Source organism: Paenibacillus sp. fava2, assembly GCF_058313675.1.
In genome coordinates, this window is sequence record NZ_CM177755.1 from 4,811,645 (window position 1) to 4,833,369 (window position 21,725).

The following is a 21,725-nucleotide window of genomic DNA, read 5'->3' on the forward strand; positions in this document are numbered from 1 at the left end:
TCTCCTTACCCCCGGATGGCATCCATTCCGAGCACCTTGCGCCCCAGCACACGGTAATAAATATCCTCATATTGATTCGTAATGCTGTCCCGGCTGAAGTCATTGCAGGAACGCTTCAGACAAGCCTCGCGGAACTGCTCGGCCAACGCCTCATCCGACAGCAGCTTCACGGCATATTTGGCCATAGCAGACGTATCGCCAATCGGCGCCAGGAAGCCGGTTTTGCCGTGCTGAACCAGCTCCGGAATGCCGCCAGCCTGGGAACCGATCGTAGGCACGCCGCAGGCCATCGCCTCCAGCGCAACCAGCCCGAAGCTCTCCTTCTCCGAAGGCAGCAGCAGCAGGTCAGCCAGCGAGATCACCTGTGCAATCTCATCCTGCTTGCCGAGGAAGCGTACCTTGTGTTCAAGGCCCATTTCGTTGATCTTGGCCTGAATCTTCGGCAGCTCCGGACCTTCCCCTACCAGAAGGAGCTTCGCCTTGATCTCCCGGCTCACCTTGGCAAAAACATCAACCACATCGCCCACCCGTTTGACCGGGCGGAAATTACTGATATGCATCAGGATTTTCTCGTCGGGATCGGCATAATCGCCGCGGAGGTCCGTTACATCCCGCGGATAATAGACCCGCTTGTCAACAAAGTTATAAGTCAGGTCGATATCTCTTGTAATATCCAGAACCTTCCGGGTTTCGTTGATCAGATCCATTGAAACGGCAGTAACCGCATCACTCTCATTAATGCCCAGCCGGATGAGATCCTTGAGTGATTCATCCTGCCCCAGCACCGTAATATCGGTGCCGTGCAGGGTGGTAACAACCTTCATATCATTGCCGAGCATCTGCTTGGCAAGAAATGCGCAGACGGCATGCGGTACCGCATAATGGACATGAAGCAGATCCAGCCCCTGCATTTTGGCTACCTGGGCCATTTTGGTCGCCAGCGCCAGATCATAAGGAGGATAACGGAACACATAATAATCGTTAACCTCAACCTCATGATAAAATATATTCTTCTGAAACGTTCCAAGCCGGAACGGGATACTGTGTGTAATAAAATGGACTTCATGGCCTTTTTCCGCCAGAAGCTTGCCCAGTTCAGTCGCCACTACGCCCGAGCCGCCCAGAGACGGATAACAGGTGATGCCTATTTTTAGCCGGTTCATAGCTCCGTCCCCTTCGTAGACTGATCTCTTACTTTAAGTAATGTCATGGATTTATTATAGTTGCATCGCACAACAAAATAAAGCTTATTCCGCCTTGCCCCCGTTAAGGAACAGGTCAACAGCATGGGGAACCCTGGTGGCAAAGCCTTCAGCAAAGGGAATGAGCCTGCGCTGGCCAAGCAGCATATCCCGTGAGCGGACGCGTTCAATGTATCCCTCATTAAGCGGGGTGGATACCACATCCTCGCCGGGAGCTTTTTCGAACTGGGAACGGTAGCAGGACAGTGCCTGCTCCTTCACAGCATATTGCTCCGTTACATCCACAATCAGGTCAGTACGGCCCAGGTCATTGATGAAGTAAAAATACAGCAGCGGTGCAGGCACCGCAGGCTTGTCCGGCATGTATTTGCGCAGCTTGGTATTAAATACAGCCTCCTCCACCAGCTTGCTGCAGGCGATATGATCCGGATGCCTGTCCTCCCAGTAAGGCGCGAATACGACAGCCGGAGCAAACCGGCGGATTTCTGCGGTCACCGCAGCCAGATGCCCTTCCGTCATATACAGGCCGCGGTCAGGCAGCCCCAGATTACTGCGCACAGCAGCACCAAGCACATCGGCAGCCTGCTGCGCTTCCTGCTTGCGGCGCTCCACAGTGCCGTTCGATGACATCTCGGCAGCGGTCAAGTCACACAGGCCTACCTTCAGACCCGCAGCCGTATGCTTGGCAATGGTTCCGGCCATACCGATCTCGGCATCATCGGCATGCGCCCCGAATACAAGTATGTCCAGCTTCATTACTCGTCCACACCCGGTTTGTACTTATGTACAAGCTCCCGCCAGCCGAAATCCCCGCGGTCGATTGCCTTCACCAGAATTTCCGCCGTTGCGATATTGGTCGCCACCGGGATGCCGTACACATCGCACAAACGGAGCAGCGCCGTAATGTCCGGCTCGTGCGGCTGGGCCATCAGCGGATCACGCAGGAAAATAATCAGATCCAGCTCATCCTGCGCTACCAGAGAGCCGATCTGCTGGTCGCCTCCGAGTGGACCGGACATGAACCGGTTGATTTTCAGCTCGGTTGCTTCCATAATCCGCTGTCCCGTTGTTCCGGTAGAGTACAGCTCCAGCCCGGTAAAAACATTTTCATAGGCGGTAACGAAATTGACCATTTCTTCTTTTTTACGGTCATGTGCGATAAAGGCAATCTTTAGCATGTTGGTCTCTCCCCTGTCTATTCAATAAAATGCTCGAAGCCGTAGATCAGTCCGGTATACCCCATTACCTTCTGGACTCCCAGCTTAACCCCTGGCATATAGCCTGCCCGTTCGTACGAATCATGACGGATTTTGAGCGATTGCCCGAAGCCGCCGAACACAACCTCTTCCTGCGCAAATACACCTGGAAGACGCACGCTGTGAATACGGAAGCCGTTATAATAGCCGCCCCGCGAGCCTTCAATAAGCTCTTCCTCCTGCGGATGGCCCTGGCGCAGCTCTTCTCTGGCTTCTGAGATCATTTCTGCCGTCTTGATCGCTGTACCCGAAGGGGCATCCAGCTTCTGATCTCCATGATACTCGATAATTTCCAGATGCGGGAAATATTTCGATGCCTGTGCGGCAAATTTCATCAGCAGAATTGCTCCGATCGAGAAGTTCGGGGCAATCAGCCCGCCGATTCCCTGCTCCTGACATTGCTTGTCCAGCTCGGCAATTTGCTCCGGAGTGAACCCGGTTGTCCCGATAACCGGACGCACCCCGTATTTGATTGCAAGCGAAGTATTGGCATAAGCCGATTGCGGAATCGTAAAATCAACCATTACATCTCCGCGGCTCCCTGCTAAGGCAGCTTCCAGATCGGAAGTAACAGTTATTCCGCATTCATCCAGTCCCACCATACGGCCCGCATCACGTTCGACTGCGGAACGGTCTACTGCTGCTGCCAGCTCCAGCTCATCATCCTGCAGCACCAGCTTAACAACCTCTTTACCCATTTTGCCTCCTGCTCCGGAGACAATCACTCTGATCTTGTCGCTCACCTTTAAATCCTCCTCGCTTCTACTGGTTCCATTTTTTAATGGATATATTTTTGCAATGACCTTTGCAGGTCTTTCATCAGCTGGCGCAATCCGGTATCATCCGGATGAAGCGCAATGACTTCTTTCATGGCGGCGATCGCCTGTACATGCTCATTCATCCGGCTGTGCGCAATGGCCAGCCATACATAGGCGTCTCCGTATAAGGGGTCTAGCGTAATTGCTTCTTTAAGAAGTGTAACCGGATGATACGGATTGGATGTCCCGCCCGCATCATCTTCCAGCAGATGTTTGGCCTCCTGCACAAGCTGAAGCGCCTGCAGATGCTGGAGATGCAGCCGGTATTCGGGCTTCATATCATCGAGTCTCACCGCAGCGACCGCATGCTCCAGCGCTTTCTCCACCATCCCGCTGCGGGCGTAGGTAATGGAGCACCGGTATCTGACTTCGGCATCGTCCGGGCTGGCTGAAATTGCAGCCTCAAAAGATTCAATCGCCTGCGCGAAATCGCTGCGCAAAATGGAACGGTATGCGGCCTTGATATAATCGTTATGATCCATATACTCACCATCCTTACGGCTAAATCCCGTTCGTTTGGTACAGCATATGATATAAGGGCCTAATCGGTGTTTTTAAGGGTCCAGCGGCCGGCGTCACGGGTGTTGAACTTGTGCATCACTTTATTGTGAGCCTCGGTCAGATCAATCCCCAGTGAATTCGCAAAGCAAACCGTAATGAACAGAATATCACCCAGCTCCAGTTCAATGGAGTTGTCTGCTTCATCGGCTTTTTTTGGCTTTTCACCAAACTGATGGTTTACTTCACGCGCCAGCTCCCCGACTTCCTCGGACATCCGGGCCAGCATGGACAGCGGACTGAAGTAACCTTCCTTAAACTGAGAGATATAAGCGTCAACTTCGCGCTGAATCTCGGTTAGACTTTTTTCCATAATTTGCAGCTGCGCCCCCCTGTATGATCTTGCCTTATGTTTGCCCCTATGTTATCGTAAAGACGTTTTGAAGACAAATCTTTTTTATATTTACTGCTTCACCTCATGAAAGCCAGGCTAGAACATTCTGCCCGTATAAGGGCTAGGCGAGGGATTAAATGAACTCATTAAAGGTAATGAATATCGGTAAAACCATAGCACCCATCATGCTGGGAACAGCGGTCTATGCGTTCGGGCTTTTGTACTTTATTGTTCCCAACCAGCTGATGGAGGGCGGAGTAACCGGGATTACCATCCTGCTCAATTATGCCTTCAGCATTCCAATCTTCCTAACCACCCTGCTGCTGAACCTTCCGCTGTTTCTGCTGGGCTGGAAAGTGCTAGGCTCCAACCAGATTGTTTATACCGGACTCGGCATCGGCTCCCTGACTTTTTTCCTCTGGGTGTTCGAACAGGCGATTGACAAGGGGTGGCTCGTCCCGTTCACAACGGAGCATGATTTTATTCTTGCTTCATTATATGCAGGCGTTACACTCGGCCTTGGCCTGGGCATTGTTTTCCGTTACGGCGGAACAACCGGCGGGGTTGATATCGTGGCTCGCATCCTGGGACGTAAATTTGGCTGGAGCATGGGCCAGATTATCCTCGTTGTCGATATTATCATTATCGGCGCATCCTTGCTCTACATACCCCGTGAAAAGATTTTGTACACCCTGGTGGCCGTCTTCATCGCATCGCGGGTCATTGATTTTATCCAGGAGGGGGCATACGCCGCCAAAGCCTTCACAATCATCAGCGATGATGCCCCGCAGATTGCCGACCTGATTACTGCCGAAATGGAACGCGGTGTAACGCTGATTCCGGCCATCGGCGCGTATTCCAAGCAGGCAAAGCATATGGTCTACTGCGTCGTCTCCCGCCAGGAGATCCGCCGGCTCAGCCAGCTGGTCAAATCCGTCGATCCTACGGCGTTCGTGATTATCAGCGATGTACACGATGTAATGGGCGAGGGCTTCCGGGAGTCCTGAGTTAGTTGGGTTTGAATTAGCAGGACTTATTCCTAAAACGGTGGCTTTAAAATAGCAGCTGCACCAATCTATTGTATTTTGTACAATAGATCTGCCAGTTTCCAGCTCCTTATTGTCAATCTATTGTATTCTCTGCAATAGATTTTACCTCTAGAGCTCCAAAAGGCCTTCAACCGGAAAATCTGTTGCACGAAATGCAACAGATTTTCTTTTTTCGCCTGATTTTCCTGATTCTATTGCACAATATGCAACAGATCGCTACCGCTACCGTACTTTAAGCGATCCCGTCCTTGTGTGATCTGCTCCTTGTGCCATCCCATTCTTGTCCATCCGTCATCATAACATCCCGTCTTCGTGCCATCCCGTTCTTGTCTATCTCGACTTCATGACATCCGGTACTTGTATAATCCCGTCCTTATGTCATCCCATCCTCATGACAAGCCCCCATCCTCATATGCCCCCCTACTCTTCCACCACTACAGCTCATCAAACGTGCATACGCCAACAGGCTCCTCTGACAGCATTTAGCCGGGAGAGGAGCCTTAATTTAAAATTATTCAGAATCAGTCACCTTATAGCGGCGCTGAACAACTTGTTCCAGCAAGCAGAGAGTCCAGCACCGCCGTCCTATACCGGCCTAAGATCCTCGCGCTCGCCCCGGTATTTGCGGAAAGCGGCGTAGGCGAGAGCGGTGAAGATAAAGACACCTGCCAGCAGACCCCAGGCTCCATATTCTGCAGGGGCAAGCGGCAGGGATAACGCAGGTTCATCGCGTTCCTTGCCGAATAACACCCTCACCGCGTCCTGGCCGTAGGAGACAATCTCCAGCAGCCGCGAACGTTCGGGAGGCTGAGCGGAACCGGTAACCCCGGCTGCATAAGACAGCCAGGAGTCAAAGGCGCTGACAGCTTCCGGCCGGCTTGAGATAACGACCGCCGGGCGGATCGTGTCATATCTGCTCTGCAGCCGGGAGACCGCAGCTTTCCACCCTTCCGTGTTACCGGCCACGGCGCTTTGCTCCATATCGTTCAGATCCTCACGGATCAGCTTATAATACTGTTGCCACATCGGCTGACGCGGATGGTTCAGACTGTTGGCGGCAAGCCTCATTCTGGCTGCTGCCGCTTCCCACTTTCCGGGATCGATCTGGGCAGCCGCAAGGGTCGCCTTGAGATCCATAATAACCCCGGACAGCGCATTGACGCCTTCAACCGAAGTCAGTCCGTCAAAAGTGGAAGACACAAAGATCTCGGAGATTTCCGCGCTCTTCTGCCTTGCTTTAACCACATCACCTTCCAGCACATAGCTGTACAGTGCTTCAGCCGCCTGTTCCAGCCGTTCTGCTCCGTTACTGCCGGTCAGCGCCGGGGCTCCGCTCCCTGCAGATACACTCCCGCCGATCATGCCGGCAAGCAGCCAGCACAATATGAATCCACTCAGCACCCTATAACACTTGCGCGGCATGAGACATCCCTCCTACCCTTAATCTATGGCAGGAGGACAAGAGTTAGAACAGCCCGTCAGCGCCGGATTCCGGTCCGCTGCAAGGGCTCTTGCCGCCTTATCTTCGGGCCGGCTACCCAGGCTGCGACAGCGCTCAGCAGCGTCAGGAGAATCGTGAGATACTGCACCTGGGTTACATCGTCGTCCAATACTGACGGCAGCCAAGGATAGACTCCTGCTGAGTAATCAACCATATCATTAGCCAGCGTCCAGAGCAGAGCCACCGGCAGCATCCGCCGGAACGAGAAGAACCGGGCATAGATCAGGGCCTCTACCGCCATTCCGGTATGCGACACCACCAGCATCCAGTCCTTCCAGCTGACCGTATCTCCCTGGTATCCCCCGGCAAAAATAACACCAACCGCCCATATGCCGTACTTGACAGAAGTAACTACAGCCAGCGCTTCGATCAGCTCACGCACCAGCGTCCCCTTGATGCCTTTCGGGGGATACAGCAGCAGTAACAGCGCAATTGTAAAGAACAGGCTGGCTGTCGGGCTGTCCGGCACGAACGGCAGCAGCCAGGCCGGATAGTTCTGCGCAGTATACTCCAGTTGATTGCCGTACCATATGTATCCGTAAATCGTTCCAAGGAGATTGACGATAAAGAGCAGCCATATGATCCCCCGGTGCTTGAACAGCTTGTCTAACATGTTAACCGGCATACACAGTTTCACCCTCTCAGATCAGAACATTTCACAGTCTTTACACAGACAAAAACCTGACCGCAAGAATACGATCAGGTTCGCGTTATCATTATTTTACTGTTCGCTTTTTTGTTTGGCAAGCCACGCCGCCAGCGAATCGATATCCTGGTCGGTAAGCCCGGCACCAAGCGCCGTTTCATACATCGGCGGCATCTGGCCCTGACCCTCCTTGATAATGGCCAGGATGGCCGCCTGATCATGGGTATCGCCAACCCCGCGCAGGGAAGGCCCGCCCCCGCCCTTCAGATCCACAGCATGGCAGGTGACGCAGGTCGCCTGCTTGAAGAGTGCCATCGCCGGATCATCCTTGTCCACGATTGCGATATCCTCAGGCTGTACCGCACTGGTGGTGGGCAAGCCCTTGGCCCTGTTCTCCGCAGCTTTCTCCTCACGCTGCACATCTTCCGGGATCTGGCCGGTTTCAGCCATTTCATGCTTATATTCAGTCCAGGCCGTATTGGTTAAATAGACGATCGCCGCCAGTGAAAGGAGCATCAGTGAGGAAGCAATCGGCCGTTTGTAGAAGCGCCGTTCACGGCCTGTGTCCAGAAACGGGGCAAGCAGCAGTGCGCCGAAAGCCACACCTGTGACTCCCAGGGTTCCCAGCACGATATAATCACCCGAGGCATAAGGCAGCTTCAGGTATTGATAGAGAAACAGAAAATACCAGTCAGGAATTGGAATAACAGTAGCCCTGGCGTCTGCCGGAAATCCCAGTGGTGCAGGCTCGGAAATCGTGAGCACAAGAATGCCTACCAGCACAACTACCCCGACCATCCATTCCTTGAGCAGAAAGTTCGGAATGAACGCCTCCGATTTCCCCGGGTAAGCCGTATAGTCAGGCGGCGTAATAAATCCGCTGCCCTTCCTTACACGGGAGTCACCGACATACACTACCTTTTCCCCGGATCCATCCTTGCCCTTATGTGCCATTCCGTTCTCCCTCCTTTCGTCGATTAGCCTACAGCGGGCCGGATATTCCCTGTCTGCGGATCATAATAAAGTGTCCGACGAGCAGTATAAGCAGGACCGCCGGGAGAAAGAATACATGAAGGGCGAAAAAGCGGGTAAGCGTCTCTGCACCGACAATCGTTCCGCCCTGCATCAGCTCTTTTAACACAGGACCCATAACCGGCACGGAGTTGGCAATTTCCAGTGTAACCTTGGTGGCGAAATAAGCCTTATTGTCCCATGGCAGCAGATATCCGGTCAGTCCCAGACCCAGCATGACAAAAAAGATCAGCATTCCCACCACCCAGTTCATCTCGCGTGGCGCTTTATACGAGCCTGTAAAGAACACGCGCATCGTATGCAGGAACATCATGACAATGACCAGACTAGCCCCCCAGTGGTGCATGCCGCGTACGATCTGGCCAAAAGCAACCTTGGTTTGCAGATATTCCACACTGGCATAGGCATTAATAATATCCGGTACATAATACATGGTCAGGAACATGCCTGACAGAATCTGAATGACAGTGATAAAAAAGGTTAGACCCCCGAAGCAGTACACGAATGCCGAGAAGTGATGGGCCGGGTTGACATGCTCAGGAACCTCATGATCGGCGACATCTCTCCAGATTGGCGTAATATCCAGACGTTCATCAATCCAGTTATAGATATTTTTAAACATCAGGGCTACGCCTCCTTATTGGCTTCGGTATTAGGTACAATATCACCCAGATACACCCATCCGCTTTCAATCTTGGTCTTGTACTGGTCGAGCGGCTTAGCTGCAACCGCCAGCTGCTTGCCCAGCTTCGTGTAACGTGCGCCATGGCAGGGACAATGGTATTCGTCGGGAAAAGCCTTATCATTGTTCCAGCCCACCGTACAGCCCAGATGCTTGCAGATCGGTGAAAGCGCATAAATATTTCCGCCCTCATCTTTTCGGATCCACGCCGTCAATGTAGCTGTACTGGCATACCAGCCGTCCTGCTGCTTGAGCTCAAAGTTAAACTCCTGCGGAACATCGGTTATTTGCGAGACCTCTGCAACCTTGATGAACTCCCCTTCCCCCCGCTTATGTAAAATAGGGTCTACAGCAAAACGCGTCATGGGAAGAAGGACTCCTGCTCCCATAAATGCAGTGGCTCCGCCAAGGGTATAGGTCAGAAACTGCCTGCGGGACATCTCCTTGCGGCTGGGCGGTTTGGGCGGATTAATTTCAGGCTCTTCATTGTAACTGCTCATACGGTGTGTAACCCCCTTTTCAAAAATGGAGAAGGCACCTGCAGGTCATGCACAGTCATTTAATGTAAAGAATCCGGTTACAATGACATAAATCACATGTCATATCAATTCACCCTTATCATAGCTTAGGCCCCAATACCCGTCAAGAATTTTGTCTATTTTGTGACAGGCATCTGCACTCCGTTTTTATGAATTGTTGATTTTCTGTCACAATTAACTCATGTTACACTTTGCCACAAAGCATGGATTTTTTCATTTATTTCGGACTTATCCGGGACTTTACAATCCGGTCCAAATCCAGACACAGCAAAGACTAAATCGCTTTCATAAATATCTTGTTCCGACACTCCCGGAACGGCTGAAGCAACTATCACATGCTGGAAGTTACTGGATTTGACTTTTCTGCACACTCCATTCAGATAATCTGTATTTTGACCTGCTGCATACTGTATTGCCGGGTATACAACAACGCGTCCCCGGAACGGCTGCTCGATCAGTTCCAGCAGATCACGGAGCCTCTCCAGCACGGCTGCCGCCTCAGGCGGGCTCTCCTCACCCGACAGTCCGGTGAACGGGAGCAGGCAGGTATCATAGTATTTGCCATGTTCTTTCCAGCTTTCCTCTGTAAATTCACTGAATTTCACCGTAATCATCCCTTCACATGGATTCCTTTTAATCTATTTAATATGGACTTGCCGGATAAGTCAAAAAAAGAAATGCGCTAAGCGCATTTCTTATGCAAGACTCTTCAGTTCTTCAGTCAGATAACGGAATGCCGCTTTATCTCCGGCCGCCAGCGCCGTGTCGATCTCCCGGTACAAGATGTCGGTACGACGCTTTCGCAGCGCTTCATCCCACACCATTTCTGCCGCAAGTCCTAGCATCACTTCATAGGTAGCCTTCATTTTGTCCATTCGATACACCTCCGCTGTTTAGAAGATTCCATATTCTTTTGCTTTGATTACATAACTTTCACTGGTCTGCTTCATCCGGAGCAGATCCTGTTCCGTGAGCTCGCGGACGACTTTAGCAGGAGAACCAAGACACAATGTATACGGCGGGATTTTTTTGTTTTCGGTTACAATTGAACCGGCTCCTATTAAAGCATATTCACCAATTTCTGCTCCGTTCAAAACAATTGCACCCATTCCGATTAATGTGCCTCTGCCTATCCTGCAGCCGTGGATGATTGCGGAATGCCCCACCGATATCCCGTCCTCCAGGATCAGCGGCAAGCCATTGCCGACATGCCCTACAGCCCCGTCCTGAATGTTACAGCGTTCCCCGATAACTACCGGAGCAAGATCTCCCCGGAGCACTGCATTGAACCAGATGCTGGAATACTGCCCTACCGTCACATCACCTACCAGCTTGGCACCTTCCGCCACGTATACAGATTCGTCAGTCCGCGGTATGTAATTCCCGTAAGCAATCCGCATATTCCTCCCCCTTACTTAGGCAGCCGCCTTGGAGTAGCCGCTTCCATTCCCCATGGAGTCATCATAACGACCGGCCCGTCAGGGGTCTCCCCCAGCCGGATCATCCCCAGATGAAGCATCATCCTTAGAACGCGCTGTTCCAGAATGGAGGCCGCATCGTCATAGTAGAACGGTTTGATCAGCCAGCCTATTCCTTCCGTCAAGGAAGAGATGCTTACCCACTCTCCGGCGCTCTTACTAATCCAGTATACGATTGATGGAAGATTGGGAACAGCACCTTTATAAAGTTTTAACCAAAAGAAGAATATCTGCATCAGCCTTTCGGTTTTTCCTTCGGCAAGCAGTGTCTCTCCGGCAGCTGTCAGCTTCAAACGGAAGCCCTCTTCAGAAATATAACGGCGGTGTCTTGCATAATCATACAAAAGGGCCATTCTGGGCGGATAGTGCTCGCACGCTCTGCCGTAACCGAATCTCCACCCGCCTTTGCCAAGCAGCGGCTCGGGTATCTGGAGCGCATTCATCAGCCCCTGCTGATAACGTTTATAGAGTGCGCCCTCCTGGTTCAGCTCAAGCTCATTCTCTTTCACATACCGCATGAACAGCAGCAGATCGCCAGCCAGTAAATCCCCTTCGGACCGGTACACGCCAGGCTCGCTGGCGTACACTACTTTTTCCCTGATATAACTGCCCATTTGTTCAAGGAAACGGCGTTTCAAATCCTCCGGAACCTGAAACAGATACTTGCTCTGCTGTGAGGCACCGCTGAACAGCCAGCCTCCATTTTTGAAACGGCTGACCATTTCACGATATCCGCCGTCTTTCCCGTCCGGAATATCAAAGGATGCCTGTTTCGCTGCGGCCAGCAGATCCTCGAGACTAAAGTGGCTGCGTTCATCAAAAAGCAGTGTGTTCAGAAACCGCAATTCCTCCGGTTTACAGCTCCGGATATGAGAATCCATGAAATCCCGGCTTCCAAGCAGGATGAGAAGACTCTGGATCAAATCATGTTTCGAGTTTCGTTTGCAATCGCACTGGTAGCGTCCCGCTATCGCGGTGAGCTGGCCAATGTCCGCGTATGTGAGCATATCCGCCAGATTCATCATTCATCGCCTCACTGTTTTACTACCATTATGGGAAATACAGCCCTTTTTATTCCTTTTTTCTCAAAAAAAAAAAAACCCGAAAGCTCGGGTTACCGCTGATTCTGTAAAATATGGCGAGTACAATTATACAAAAGCGCATTCCATTCCTGTTCGCTTTTCTCAATAATGGTCAGGGACAGATTGCCGAGACGTTCTGTGTACTTGTCTTTGTATAACGCTACATAGAGCTGGGCGAGAAATCCGCCATGGGAGATGACCAGTATATTACTGTCGGGATAGCGGGCGGTAATGTCCTCCATAAAAGCAAGCCCCCGCAGCTGCAGCTGCTCATCGGTTTCCTGTCCTAGCTCAAGCAGATTCCAGTCCTTTCCCCATTTGGCCTCTCGCTCCAGAGCTGTCATCCCTTCCACCTGACCGTAAGCACGTTCCCGGATTCGTTCATCCGGCTCGATCAGAGGGATACCCAGCTTCCCGGCAATGATCTTCCCCGTCTCTTCTGCCCGGGACAGACCGCTTGTTATGCAGAAATCCCAGCGGTAGGGTTCATTCAGCAGCCGCTCACCCAGCATGTCAGCCTGCCTCCGGCCTTCATCATTGAGCGGAATATCACTTTGTCCCTGTATTTTGCCTGCTGCATTCCAATCCGTCAGTCCATGGCGTATCAAGCCGACCAGCATCGCCTATCACCCTTCCATCCAGTATGTTTGCTTAATAATGTATCATGAAAGCAAACAAATGTCTTCTTTTTGAAGTATTATGAACGTTTTTGAAGAGGTTTCAATGCCTGAAGCAACAAAAAGGTCCGCTTTACCCGGGGTAAAGGGACCTTGTCATTGTCTGCGGTAACGGTTCAGCCTTGTCAGCAGAAAGATCGACAGCGCTACGCCCAGCATGGATAATACCATCCAGTATTGCGGATGTGTGGGCCCCATGCTCACTACAAGCGGCTCAATAATGCTTCCCCCGGATTCTGTAGCAGGATAGGATGAGGACCATTCCAGCGTAAGTCCGGCTACACCTGAATCAATAATGCCGCTCTGTGCCGAGCTTGTATTGGCAGGTGTTTTGAACAAGGTGAAATATAAGAAGCTCGATAAAAACACGGCCAGAAAGCAGGCGATCCACAGGCTCAGCCTGCGGCGGAAAACGTTGGTATTGCCGGCAGATTTCCCGTCACCCGGCATCAGCCACGGGCTCTCCAGATAAATGCGTTCCATAACCTTCTGATTGACAGCCTCAGCGCGTTCAGCGCTGATCTCCAGTCTCAGGTCCTGCATAAGCTCGTTGCTCTCCTGCCAGATAGCCCATTCAGCGGCACAGTAAGAACAACCTGCGATATGTCTTTCAAGCTCAATCCGCTTAGGATCAGTGGGGGGAGCATCCCACAACAGCGGAATGAAATCCTGCGCTTCCCTGCAGTTCATTGGCCTTACACCCTCTCAGCCTGCTCTTCCACTTCAGGCTCATAAAAATAGGATTCGAGTTGGAGCTTCACACTGCTCCTTGCACGAAACAACAGTGATTTCACGGAGCTGACACTCTGATCCAAAATGACGGCAATTTCCTGATAGTCCATCTGATCATATTCACGCAAAATCAGCGCCGAGCGCTGCTTCTCCGGGAGATTATTGATTGCTTCGCGGACCAGATTCATCCGTTCCTTGCGCAGTGCAGCCTGTTCTGGTGCCACCTCCGCCGGTGCTACCGGCGTATAGCCGCTCTCTTCGAGCGAGACATTTCCCGCTCGGTTCTTACGCAGCTCACTGAGCACCGTGTTGCGGGCGATCGTGTACAGCCATGTTGAGAACGAAGCATCCACTTCACGGAAGGAATGCAGGCTCCGGAATGCTTTGTAGAATGTCTCTGAGCAGAGATCCTCTGCAATGAGCTCCATATGCGAATTCTTAAGCATATGGTATACAAAAGCCAGTATCTTTCGCTGGTATCTCCGCATCAGTTCCGAATATAGTTCTGTGTTTCCTTGCTTGATTAACTGGATCAACTGGGAATCCGTCATGGTGAGTTTTAGCCCTCCTCGCCCTTGCACGATTAACCCGTCAGGTCCGTAACTGTATATACCGGCCTGGGGTAAAAAAGTTGCGGTGAATCCTCCAAATTTGCAATTCCATAAATCCTAAAGTTAAAAACGGTAAGTTTTACTAAATAACGCAATACTTCCTATGTATATTCAGCGTTCCGGCAATTAAGAAATGCTGTATGTAAATACAGAAATAAAATTGCACATTCAAATATTTCCAACTGCAATCTATAAACATACTTAACCAGTATAGCATACATTCTATCAGGATGAAATTAGTAGACTTTTGTAAACCTATTCTCTACCATATGGCAGGAAAAGTCGAAATCCGGAGAAGCCGCTGGACTCAAATAAGTTTTAAAGAAAGTGTTGACAAAATGTAAACGGATACATATAATAAAAGTACAGTATGGTTTCTCTCCACTCCTATCCAAACACTGTACGATTCCAATACCCATTGTGAATTGTAGCCGCTTACTTTGTAAGCGGTTCTTTTTTTTGTTAAAAACTTTTTTCCCTGCCACCCGGCGGCTTCTGAAGCTCTCCAGGCTGCAACCAAAACAGCGCGTACCGGCTTAACCGGCACGCGCTGTTATTCATAGACAGCTCCTATCTCCTGCACTTAAATGATTCTGGCTGCAGCAGCGCTGCTGTCTATACGTATACTGTGTAATCGTTATGCTGCAGGAGCACCTTGGCCCGCTCCATGTCGTTCTCCTGTCGGAACGACAGTCGCATGATCCCCGGCACATCCTCACGGCTCTCAATAATCTGTACGTTGCTGAGGTTAATTCCCTGATCCCCGAGTTCGGTGGCGATGCGGCCGATAATCCCCGGATGATCGGGAACATCAATGTGCAAATCGAACAACGGGGTAATCATACCCTTGCGGCGTTCCGGCAGCTGGCTGCGGAAGCTGCCCGCTTCATGGAAAGCCTCCTCGATACCGGCGCCATCCGAGCTCTCCAACAGCTGAATGAAGGAAGAAACCTCCTCATTCCAGTCTTTCAGAAGCCGCAGCATCACTGCACGGTTATTCAGCAGAATGTCGCGCCAGATAATCGGATCACTGGAGGCAATCCGGGTAATATCCCGGAATCCCCCTGCAGCCAGTGTACTGTACAGCGAATCCTCTGAATCATACGCATGAATCTGATTCACAAGAGCTACAGCGATAATATGCGGCAAATGGCTGATGGCCCCGACAATTTCATCATGACGTTCCGGATCAAGCCGGACGATCTGTGCTCTCGTATGTAATAACAGGGATTTCAGTGCCTCATAGGCTTCCTCCGGCACTCCGGGCGGCGGGGTCAGCACATAGTAGGCATTCTCGAACAGCAGGGAAGAAGCGGCTTCCACACCGGAACGTTCCGAGCCGGCCATCGGATGGCCGCCAATGAAATGGACGCCGGGAATATCGAGGGATACCGCACAGGCTGCAATGCTGGCTTTGGTGCTGCCGACATCCGTAATGATGCAGCCCGGCTTGAGCGGAAGCTTGCTCAGCTGCTGCAGGTACTCCTCCAGCATGCCGACAGGCACGCACAGGAAGATATAATCGGCGTCAAGCGCCGCTTCCTCAACAGACAGCGTAGCATGATCCACTACTCCCCTGCTGACGTATTTCACCGCAGATTCAGGACGGTGGGCATGGCCGACGACGGTCAGGCCCTCCTTGCCTTTGAAGCAAAGGGCCAGTGAGCCTCCGATCAGACCGACACCGAAGATTGCTATTTTTGTCGTCATATCTTTGTACTACCTGCCTTCTGTTAGTTCGTCTTGTACGGAATCTGTTTAAGCCCGTACTTCCTGTTCAGACAGCGTCTGTTCCAGTGCACTGATAAAAGCCTTGTTCTGTTCCGCTGAACCCACAGTCACACGGATATAAGTCGGGTACAGACGGTGTCCCGCCCGGACAATAATGCCGAGACGCAGCAGGGCCTCAAATACCTCTACAGCAGGCTTGCGTACATCGACCATGATGAAGTTCCCGTTAGCCGGGAAGGAATGAAGGCCCAGACGCCGGAAATCCTCCTGCAGCTGTGCAATCCCTTTACTGTTAAGCCGGCGGCATTCAGCCACATAGTCCTGATCAGCCAGCGCTGCCAGGGCTCCGGCCTGAGCCAGCCGGGAAGTGTTGAACGGCTCGCGCACCTTATTGATCAGATTGATGATCTGCGGGCTGGCAACACCGTAACCGATACGCAGGGCAGCAAGACCATAAATCTTGGAGAAGGTCCGCAGCACAACCAGATTCGGATACTGCTCCAGCAGCTTGATTCCATCTGTGTAGGACTCGTCTGTCACATATTCAAAGTAAGCTTCATCCAGCACCACCATTACTCCGGCCGGTACTGCATCCAGGAATTTAACGAGTGCATTGTGCGGGACAATTGTTCCAGTAGGGTTATTCGGATTGCAGATCCAGATGACCTTGGTCTTGTCAGTGACACGGGCAAGCATGCCGTCAAGATCGTGGGTCCCGTCTGCCAGCGGTACTTCAATGGTTACAGCACCTTCAATATCCGCATTGCTCTTGTATACGGAGAAGGTCTGATCAGCCATGATGGTCTCATCGCCGGGCAGGAAGAAGGCGCGGCAGATCAGGGCGATGATCTCGTCCGAACCGCAGCCGAAAATGATATTCTCGCTCTGAACACCGAGATGTCCGGCCAGTGCGGCCGTCAGATCAGCCGCTGAGCCGTCGGGATACAGGAACAGGTTGTCGAGATCCGCGATAATGGCCGCTTTGGCACTCGGCGAAGCACCATACGGATTTTCATTGGAAGCGAGCTTGATAACCTCTTCCAGGCCAAGCTCTTTTTTAACCTCATCAATAGGTTTTCCCGGCTTGTAGACAGGGAGGTTAACGATATTCGGTTTCGGATTCATCTGTAGTCCTCACTCTCCATGAATTGTAACAGCCTGCTTCAGGCAGGCTTGACTGTTATGGTCTTAATTGTGACACAAATTCACGAATTTGCAACAGCCCGTCACTGCGGGTGGCCGGGTTTTCCAGCAGCGGTATAACCTCTTCCACCTTGCGGACAATCGCGCTGCCCACAACGACACCGTCACATATTTGTGCAAAGCGGGCCACCTGCTCGCCGGTGGAAATTCCAAAGCCTACGGCTACCGGCAGATCCGTTGCACGGCGGACCGAAGCAATAAAGTCGTCTACACCGCTGTGAAAAGAGGACCGTTCCCCTGTCACACCAAGCGAGGATACGCAATATACAAAGCCGCTGGCACCGGAAACGATCCGTTCAATCCGCTCACTGGAGGTCGGGGCAACCAGCGGAATGAGATTCACTCCTGCTTCGCGGCTGCGCCGGCGCATCTCCTCCGACTCTTCTACAGGCAGGTCGGGAATGATCAGCCCGCTGATCTCATGGGTATCCAGCTCGGCAAAAAACGTATCCAGGCCCATCTGCAGCACCGGATTGTAGTAGGTGAACAGGATGAACGGCAGCTTGCTGCCGTTCTGCCGGGCCTTCAGCGCGGTTTCCATACAGGTGCGGAGGTGAACCTTGCCGCGCAGTGCTCTGGATGAGGCCCGCTGGATGACCGGGCCGTCCGCCAGCGGATCGGAATAAGGAACCCCAAGCTCCAGCACATCCGCTCCGGCAGCCTCGAGCTCGGAGATAATATCCAGCGTAGTTTCAAGATCGGGATCGCCTACGGTAAGAAAAGGGATCAGAGCTGTTCTGCCTTCCTCTTTAAGCTTCCGGAAAGCGACATCCATCCGGTTGGTCGTTTCAGTGGTCATTACAAATCCGCCCCTTCCGTATAAGCCATGATGGATTCCACGTCTTTGTCCCCGCGCCCGGAGAGGCAAATCACCACGATATCATCCTTGCTGAGTCCGGGGGCAATTTTGGCAACATGGGCGATGGCATGCGCCGATTCCAGAGCCGGAATAATCCCTTCAGTTACGCATAACAGTTTGAGGGCGTCGAGCGCTTCCTTATCGGTAACGGGAACATACTTGGCCCGTTCGATGTCCTTGAGATAGGAATGCTCCGGGCCAACTCCGGGATAATCCAGACCGGCTGAGATGGAATGGGCTTCGGTCACCTGACCGTATTCATCCTGCAGCAGGTAGCTCATGGAGCCCTGGAATACCCCGTGCGTTCCTTTGCTCATGGTTGCCGCGTGAAAAGGGGTGTCGACGCCTTTACCGGCAGCCTCCACACCGATCATTCCTACACTCTCGTCTTCCATGAACGGATAGAACATGCCGATGGCATTGCTACCGCCGCCGACAGCCGCAACGAGCAGATCCGGCAGACGGCCTTCGGCCTCCACAATCTGGCGCCGTGTCTCGTCGCCGATAATCCGCTGGAAGTTACGGACCATCATCGGGTAAGGGTGAGGGCCGACTGCTGAGCCCAGAATATAGAAGGTATCCTCAACATTGCTGACCCAGTAGCGCAGCGCTTCATTGCCGGCATCCTTGAGGGTACGGGAACCGGAAGTCACCGGAATGACCTCGGCGCCAAGCAGCTTCATGCGGAACACATTAAGCGCCTGACGGCGGGTATCCTCCTCGCCCATGAATACTTTGCATTCCATGCCCAGCAGTGCCGCTACCGTTGCGGTAGCCACCCCGTGCTGGCCGGCGCCTGTTTCGGCGATAACCTTGGTCTTGCCCATTCTTTTGGCCAGAATCCCCTGCCCGATCGCATTGTTGATCTTGTGGGCTCCGGTATGGTTGAGATCCTCACGCTTCAGATAGATCTTGGCCCCGCCAAGCTGTTTGGTGAGCCGCTCTGCATAGTACAGTGGCGTTTCACGCCCGGAATACTGTTTCAGCAGATACGCTATTTCTTCCTGAAAAGCCGGGTCCGCCGAAAATTTGGCATAGCACTCCTCCAGCTCAATCAGTGCATTCATCAAGGTTTCGGGAACGAAGCGGCCTCCAAAAGAACCAAAACGCCCGTATTTGTCCGGTACTTGTATCATGATTGCTTCACCCTTTCCACGAAAGAAGTCATTTTGGCAATATCCTTTACCCCGCTGCTCTCTACCCCGCTGGAGACATCTACCCCATCAGGACTGTAATCTCTCAGTAATTCACCAACGTTATCCGGATGAAGTCCTCCTGCTACAAATAAAGGCAGTCCATGCCTTTCCGCAGCCTGCCGGAAGAACGGAATCCTGCCCCAGTCAAAGGTACGGCCTGAACCGCCGCTGCCCTGCGGATCGTATGTATCCAGCAGCAGTGCGTCAACAGTCCCTGCATAGCTGTCCACCATGCTCTCGGCTCCAGCGCCATCCGCTTGTCCGCTGCCGGCCACCGAAAGCGCCTTCCACACCTTAGCCTGGGGAAAAGCCAGCTTGACTTCTCTGCAGTAATCCGGACTCTCCTGCCCGTGCAGCTGAATCACATCCAGCGGCACAACAGCCAGAAGCTCCTGCAGCTCCTCCAGTTCAGGATTCACAAAGACTCCGGCCGCGCCGGGAGCTTTGCCCGTTTCCCAGGCTGACAGTTCGGCAGCCAGCAGGGCTGCCTGTTCAACAGTGACTCTGCGGCGGCTGGGAGCAAATACAAAGCCGATATAGTCGAGCGGCAATCGCTTCATAGATTTTAGCACTTCAACGTCCTGAAGTCCACAGATTTTTACCAGCGCTTCAGCCATTCAGGGCACGATCCTTTCCTGCTGAGACCGGTCCGAGCAGCCCGTGTACCGCTTCCTCTACGTTATCCTGCCGCATCAGGTACTCTCCGACCAGTACACCGACTGCACCGCTTGAGCTCAAATAATCAATATCTGCTGGACCGGCGATTCCGCTCTCACTGATTACAGGCACTCCTGGCGGCACCAGAGCGGCCAGCTCGGCTGATGTTTCCAGCCGGGTCTCAAATGTGCGCAGGTTGCGGTTATTGATGCCGAGCAGCACTTGAGGATTATTGATTTTACCGGTACTGATTACCAGCTCCAGCTCGCTTTGGTCATGAATCTCTATCAACACATCCAGGCTGAGAGAGGCTGCCAGGTCCGTAAAGGAAGCCAGTTGTTCTGCAGTGAGAATCGCCGCAATCAGCAGGATGGCATCCGCACCCAGTATCCGCGCTTCGTAAATCTGCAGCTCGTCAATGATAAAATCCTTGCGCAGCAGCGGCAGACTCACCGCATCTCTTACCTGCTGCAGAAATGCATTGCTGCCCTGGAAATAGTCCTGGTCAGTCAGAACCGAAAGGCAATCGGCACCGCCTGCCTCGTAGCCTCGGGCAATAGCAGAAGGATCGAAATCCGCACGGATCAGCCCTTTTGACGGCGATGCCTTCTTAACCTCTGCAATCAGCCCCATCTCCCGGTTCCGGCGTTGTACCAGTGCATCCCTGAACCCCCTGGTAGCGGGCAAACCTGCTATAACCTCTTCAGCTACTGCTACAGAGAAGCTTGTGCCCAGGGCTTCAACCTCTTTTACTTTGGTGGCAACAATTTTATCAAGATACATAGTCAAGCTCCTTTGTCATGGCTTTGAGCTGCTCCAGCTTGAGCAGTGCTTTGCCGGAATCGATCATCTGGCGGGCCTGCGCCACACCTTCGTTCAGGCTCTCCGCCAGTCCGGCAACATAGATGCAGGCACCGGCATTAGCCAGGACAATATCACGGTACGGGGTAAGCGCCCCCTGAAGCACAGCTGTAATAATGGCGGCATTCTCGGCAGCATCCCCGCCAAGCACTGCCTCCAGCGGATGGCGGCTCAGGCCGAGTTCTTCCGGTGTAATCTCATACGTGGTTACATTACCGTTCTTCAATTCAGACACCTGTGTAGGCGCCGAAATGCTGATTTCATCCAGACCATCCAGACTGCTTACAATCATGGCCCGCTTGGAGCCCAGCTCCTTCAGTACGTTAGCGACAATACCGGTCTTATTCCGGTCATATATGCCCATCAGCTGCCGGTCGGCTCCCGCCGGATTGGTCAGCGGGCCCAGCATATTGAAGACGGTCCGGACACCAAGCTCGCGGCGCGGAGCAGCGGCGTGCTTCATGGACGGGTGATAAATCTGCGCAAACAGGAAGCAGATTCCGATACTGTCCAGGCACTGGCGGGCCTGCTCCGCATTCAGGTGAATGTTCACACCCAGCGCTTCCAGCACATCTGCACTGCCTGCTCTGCCGGAAGCGGAGCGGTTGCCATGCTTGGCGACGCGTACAGACGCAGCTGAGGAGATGATAGCAGAAGCGGTAGAGATATTAAATTTATGGATGCCTGAGCCTCCGGTACCGCAGGTATCCAGCAGCCTGGTGCGTTCTGTGAGCACCGGGGTTCCAAATCCGCGCATCGCCTCGGCAAAGCCGGTAATTTCTTCAACCGTCTCTCCCTTGATCCGCAGGGCGGTCAGCAGGGCACCGATCTGTGCCGCTGATGCAGTGCCATCCATAATCGTTCCCATTATTTCACGGGCCTGCGCCCGGCTGAGGTTTTTTCCTTCGATTAATCCCGCAATTCCTGATTGTATTAACTGGCTTGCTTCCATAGTTTTAGTCCTCCTAAAAGTAGTATGGAGCATTCTCTGCTCGGCTCTTCTAATCTTCACTGGTTTCTT

27 protein-coding genes are annotated in these 21,725 nt (G+C 52.6%); 2 read left to right on the forward strand and 25 right to left on the reverse strand.

Annotated features, from left to right (window positions below):
• Positions 1-5: 5 nt before the first annotated feature.
• From bshA to AC4G46_RS21140, 6 genes are all read right to left on the reverse strand, one after another.
• Positions 6-1,163 (reverse strand): N-acetyl-alpha-D-glucosaminyl L-malate synthase BshA, encoded by a 1,158-nt coding sequence (gene bshA, locus AC4G46_RS21115; protein WP_491124441.1) that lies wholly within the window; start codon positions 1,161-1,163, stop codon positions 6-8.
• A gap of 84 nt (positions 1,164-1,247) precedes the next feature.
• Entirely contained in the window at positions 1,248-1,958 is a 711-nt protein-coding gene (gene bshB1 / locus AC4G46_RS21120) for a bacillithiol biosynthesis deacetylase BshB1 (protein ID WP_491124442.1), read from the reverse strand.
• On the reverse strand, positions 1,958-2,380 hold the full coding sequence (gene mgsA / locus AC4G46_RS21125) for a methylglyoxal synthase (protein ID WP_277468383.1): 423 nt from the start codon (positions 2,378-2,380) through the stop codon (positions 1,958-1,960). Before mgsA ends, bshB1 begins: the two co-directional genes overlap by 1 nt.
• A gap of 17 nt (positions 2,381-2,397) precedes the next feature.
• Entirely contained in the window at positions 2,398-3,201 is an 804-nt protein-coding gene (gene dapB, locus AC4G46_RS21130; RefSeq protein ID WP_068723337.1) for a 4-hydroxy-tetrahydrodipicolinate reductase, read from the reverse strand.
• Positions 3,202-3,236: 35 nt separating this feature from the next.
• The gene (locus AC4G46_RS21135; protein WP_491124443.1) at positions 3,237-3,758 is read right to left on the reverse strand and encodes a tetratricopeptide repeat protein; all 522 of its coding nucleotides are present in this window, start codon (positions 3,756-3,758) and stop codon (positions 3,237-3,239) included.
• A 59-nt stretch (positions 3,759-3,817) separates the two neighbouring features.
• Positions 3,818-4,147: a nucleotide pyrophosphohydrolase gene (locus tag AC4G46_RS21140; RefSeq protein WP_491124444.1), complete on the reverse strand. Its 330-nt coding sequence runs from the start codon at positions 4,145-4,147 to the stop codon at positions 3,818-3,820.
• A 158-nt stretch (positions 4,148-4,305) separates the two neighbouring features.
• Here AC4G46_RS21140 and AC4G46_RS21145 point away from each other — a divergent pair, with 158 nt between their 5' ends.
• Positions 4,306-5,175, forward strand: a complete 870-nt coding sequence (locus tag AC4G46_RS21145) for a YitT family protein (protein WP_491124445.1) — start codon at positions 4,306-4,308, stop codon at positions 5,173-5,175.
• 627 nt (positions 5,176-5,802) lie between these two features.
• Here the strand turns inward: AC4G46_RS21145 and AC4G46_RS21150 are convergent.
• From AC4G46_RS21150 to AC4G46_RS21190, 9 genes are all read right to left on the reverse strand, one after another.
• The gene (locus AC4G46_RS21150; RefSeq protein ID WP_491124446.1) at positions 5,803-6,639 is read right to left on the reverse strand and encodes a sporulation protein YpjB; all 837 of its coding nucleotides are present in this window, start codon (positions 6,637-6,639) and stop codon (positions 5,803-5,805) included.
• Between the two features lie 56 nt (positions 6,640-6,695).
• The gene (locus tag AC4G46_RS21155) at positions 6,696-7,343 is read right to left on the reverse strand and encodes a DUF1405 domain-containing protein (RefSeq protein ID WP_491124447.1); all 648 of its coding nucleotides are present in this window, start codon (positions 7,341-7,343) and stop codon (positions 6,696-6,698) included.
• A gap of 96 nt (positions 7,344-7,439) precedes the next feature.
• On the reverse strand, positions 7,440-8,318 hold the full coding sequence (locus AC4G46_RS21160; protein WP_491124448.1) for a c-type cytochrome: 879 nt from the start codon (positions 8,316-8,318) through the stop codon (positions 7,440-7,442).
• Positions 8,319-8,346: 28 nt separating this feature from the next.
• Complete coding sequence (gene qcrB / locus AC4G46_RS21165) at positions 8,347-9,018, reverse strand: menaquinol-cytochrome c reductase cytochrome b subunit (RefSeq protein ID WP_042178168.1); 672 nt, start codon at positions 9,016-9,018, stop codon at positions 8,347-8,349.
• 5 nt (positions 9,019-9,023) lie between these two features.
• On the reverse strand, positions 9,024-9,578 hold the full coding sequence (locus tag AC4G46_RS21170) for a Rieske (2Fe-2S) protein (RefSeq protein WP_491124449.1): 555 nt from the start codon (positions 9,576-9,578) through the stop codon (positions 9,024-9,026).
• A gap of 218 nt (positions 9,579-9,796) precedes the next feature.
• A complete protein-coding gene (locus AC4G46_RS21175; RefSeq protein ID WP_491124450.1) occupies positions 9,797-10,222 on the reverse strand; it encodes a DUF2487 family protein in 426 nt (141 codons plus the stop codon).
• A 90-nt stretch (positions 10,223-10,312) separates the two neighbouring features.
• Positions 10,313-10,492: an IDEAL domain-containing protein gene (locus AC4G46_RS21180; RefSeq protein WP_038594463.1), complete on the reverse strand. Its 180-nt coding sequence runs from the start codon at positions 10,490-10,492 to the stop codon at positions 10,313-10,315.
• 18 nt (positions 10,493-10,510) lie between these two features.
• Complete coding sequence (locus tag AC4G46_RS21185) at positions 10,511-11,017, reverse strand: gamma carbonic anhydrase family protein (protein WP_491124451.1); 507 nt, start codon at positions 11,015-11,017, stop codon at positions 10,511-10,513.
• A gap of 11 nt (positions 11,018-11,028) precedes the next feature.
• The gene (locus AC4G46_RS21190; protein ID WP_491124452.1) at positions 11,029-11,976 is read right to left on the reverse strand and encodes a hypothetical protein; all 948 of its coding nucleotides are present in this window, start codon (positions 11,974-11,976) and stop codon (positions 11,029-11,031) included.
• On the opposite strand from AC4G46_RS21190, the gene AC4G46_RS21195 reads away from it, so the two are divergent.
• Positions 11,965-12,219, forward strand: a complete 255-nt coding sequence (locus tag AC4G46_RS21195; protein WP_491124453.1) for a hypothetical protein — start codon at positions 11,965-11,967, stop codon at positions 12,217-12,219. The two genes, AC4G46_RS21190 and AC4G46_RS21195, sit on opposite strands and share 12 nt — an antisense overlap.
• Here AC4G46_RS21195 and AC4G46_RS21200 read toward each other — a convergent pair.
• From AC4G46_RS21200 to trpD, 10 genes are all read right to left on the reverse strand, one after another.
• Positions 12,210-12,797: a histidine phosphatase family protein gene (locus AC4G46_RS21200; RefSeq protein ID WP_491124454.1), complete on the reverse strand. Its 588-nt coding sequence runs from the start codon at positions 12,795-12,797 to the stop codon at positions 12,210-12,212. The genes AC4G46_RS21195 and AC4G46_RS21200 overlap by 10 nt on opposite strands.
• Positions 12,798-12,950: 153 nt before the next feature.
• Positions 12,951-13,544, reverse strand: a complete 594-nt coding sequence (locus tag AC4G46_RS21205) for an anti-sigma factor (RefSeq protein ID WP_491124455.1) — start codon at positions 13,542-13,544, stop codon at positions 12,951-12,953.
• 5 nt (positions 13,545-13,549) lie between these two features.
• Positions 13,550-14,137 (reverse strand): RNA polymerase sigma factor, encoded by a 588-nt coding sequence (locus AC4G46_RS21210; protein WP_090719818.1) that lies wholly within the window; start codon positions 14,135-14,137, stop codon positions 13,550-13,552.
• 675 nt (positions 14,138-14,812) lie between these two features.
• Positions 14,813-15,907, reverse strand: a complete 1,095-nt coding sequence (locus AC4G46_RS21215; protein ID WP_491124456.1) for a prephenate dehydrogenase — start codon at positions 15,905-15,907, stop codon at positions 14,813-14,815.
• 48 nt (positions 15,908-15,955) lie between these two features.
• Positions 15,956-17,053 carry a histidinol-phosphate transaminase gene (gene hisC, locus AC4G46_RS21220; protein WP_491124457.1) on the reverse strand — a complete coding sequence of 366 codons (1,098 nt, stop codon included), beginning with the start codon at positions 17,051-17,053 and terminating at the stop codon, positions 15,956-15,958.
• A gap of 55 nt (positions 17,054-17,108) precedes the next feature.
• Positions 17,109-17,930: a tryptophan synthase subunit alpha gene (gene trpA / locus AC4G46_RS21225; RefSeq protein ID WP_491124458.1), complete on the reverse strand. Its 822-nt coding sequence runs from the start codon at positions 17,928-17,930 to the stop codon at positions 17,109-17,111.
• Complete coding sequence (gene trpB / locus AC4G46_RS21230; RefSeq protein WP_491124459.1) at positions 17,930-19,126, reverse strand: tryptophan synthase subunit beta; 1,197 nt, start codon at positions 19,124-19,126, stop codon at positions 17,930-17,932. Before trpB ends, trpA begins: the two co-directional genes overlap by 1 nt.
• Positions 19,123-19,803: a phosphoribosylanthranilate isomerase gene (locus AC4G46_RS21235; protein WP_491124460.1), complete on the reverse strand. Its 681-nt coding sequence runs from the start codon at positions 19,801-19,803 to the stop codon at positions 19,123-19,125. Before AC4G46_RS21235 ends, trpB begins: the two co-directional genes overlap by 4 nt.
• Positions 19,796-20,626 carry an indole-3-glycerol phosphate synthase TrpC gene (trpC, locus tag AC4G46_RS21240; protein ID WP_491124461.1) on the reverse strand — a complete coding sequence of 277 codons (831 nt, stop codon included), beginning with the start codon at positions 20,624-20,626 and terminating at the stop codon, positions 19,796-19,798. The genes AC4G46_RS21235 and trpC overlap by 8 nt, the downstream gene beginning before the upstream one ends.
• Positions 20,616-21,656 (reverse strand): anthranilate phosphoribosyltransferase, encoded by a 1,041-nt coding sequence (gene trpD, locus AC4G46_RS21245; protein ID WP_491124462.1) that lies wholly within the window; start codon positions 21,654-21,656, stop codon positions 20,616-20,618. Before trpD ends, trpC begins: the two co-directional genes overlap by 11 nt.
• Positions 21,657-21,725: the final 69 nt, after the last annotated feature.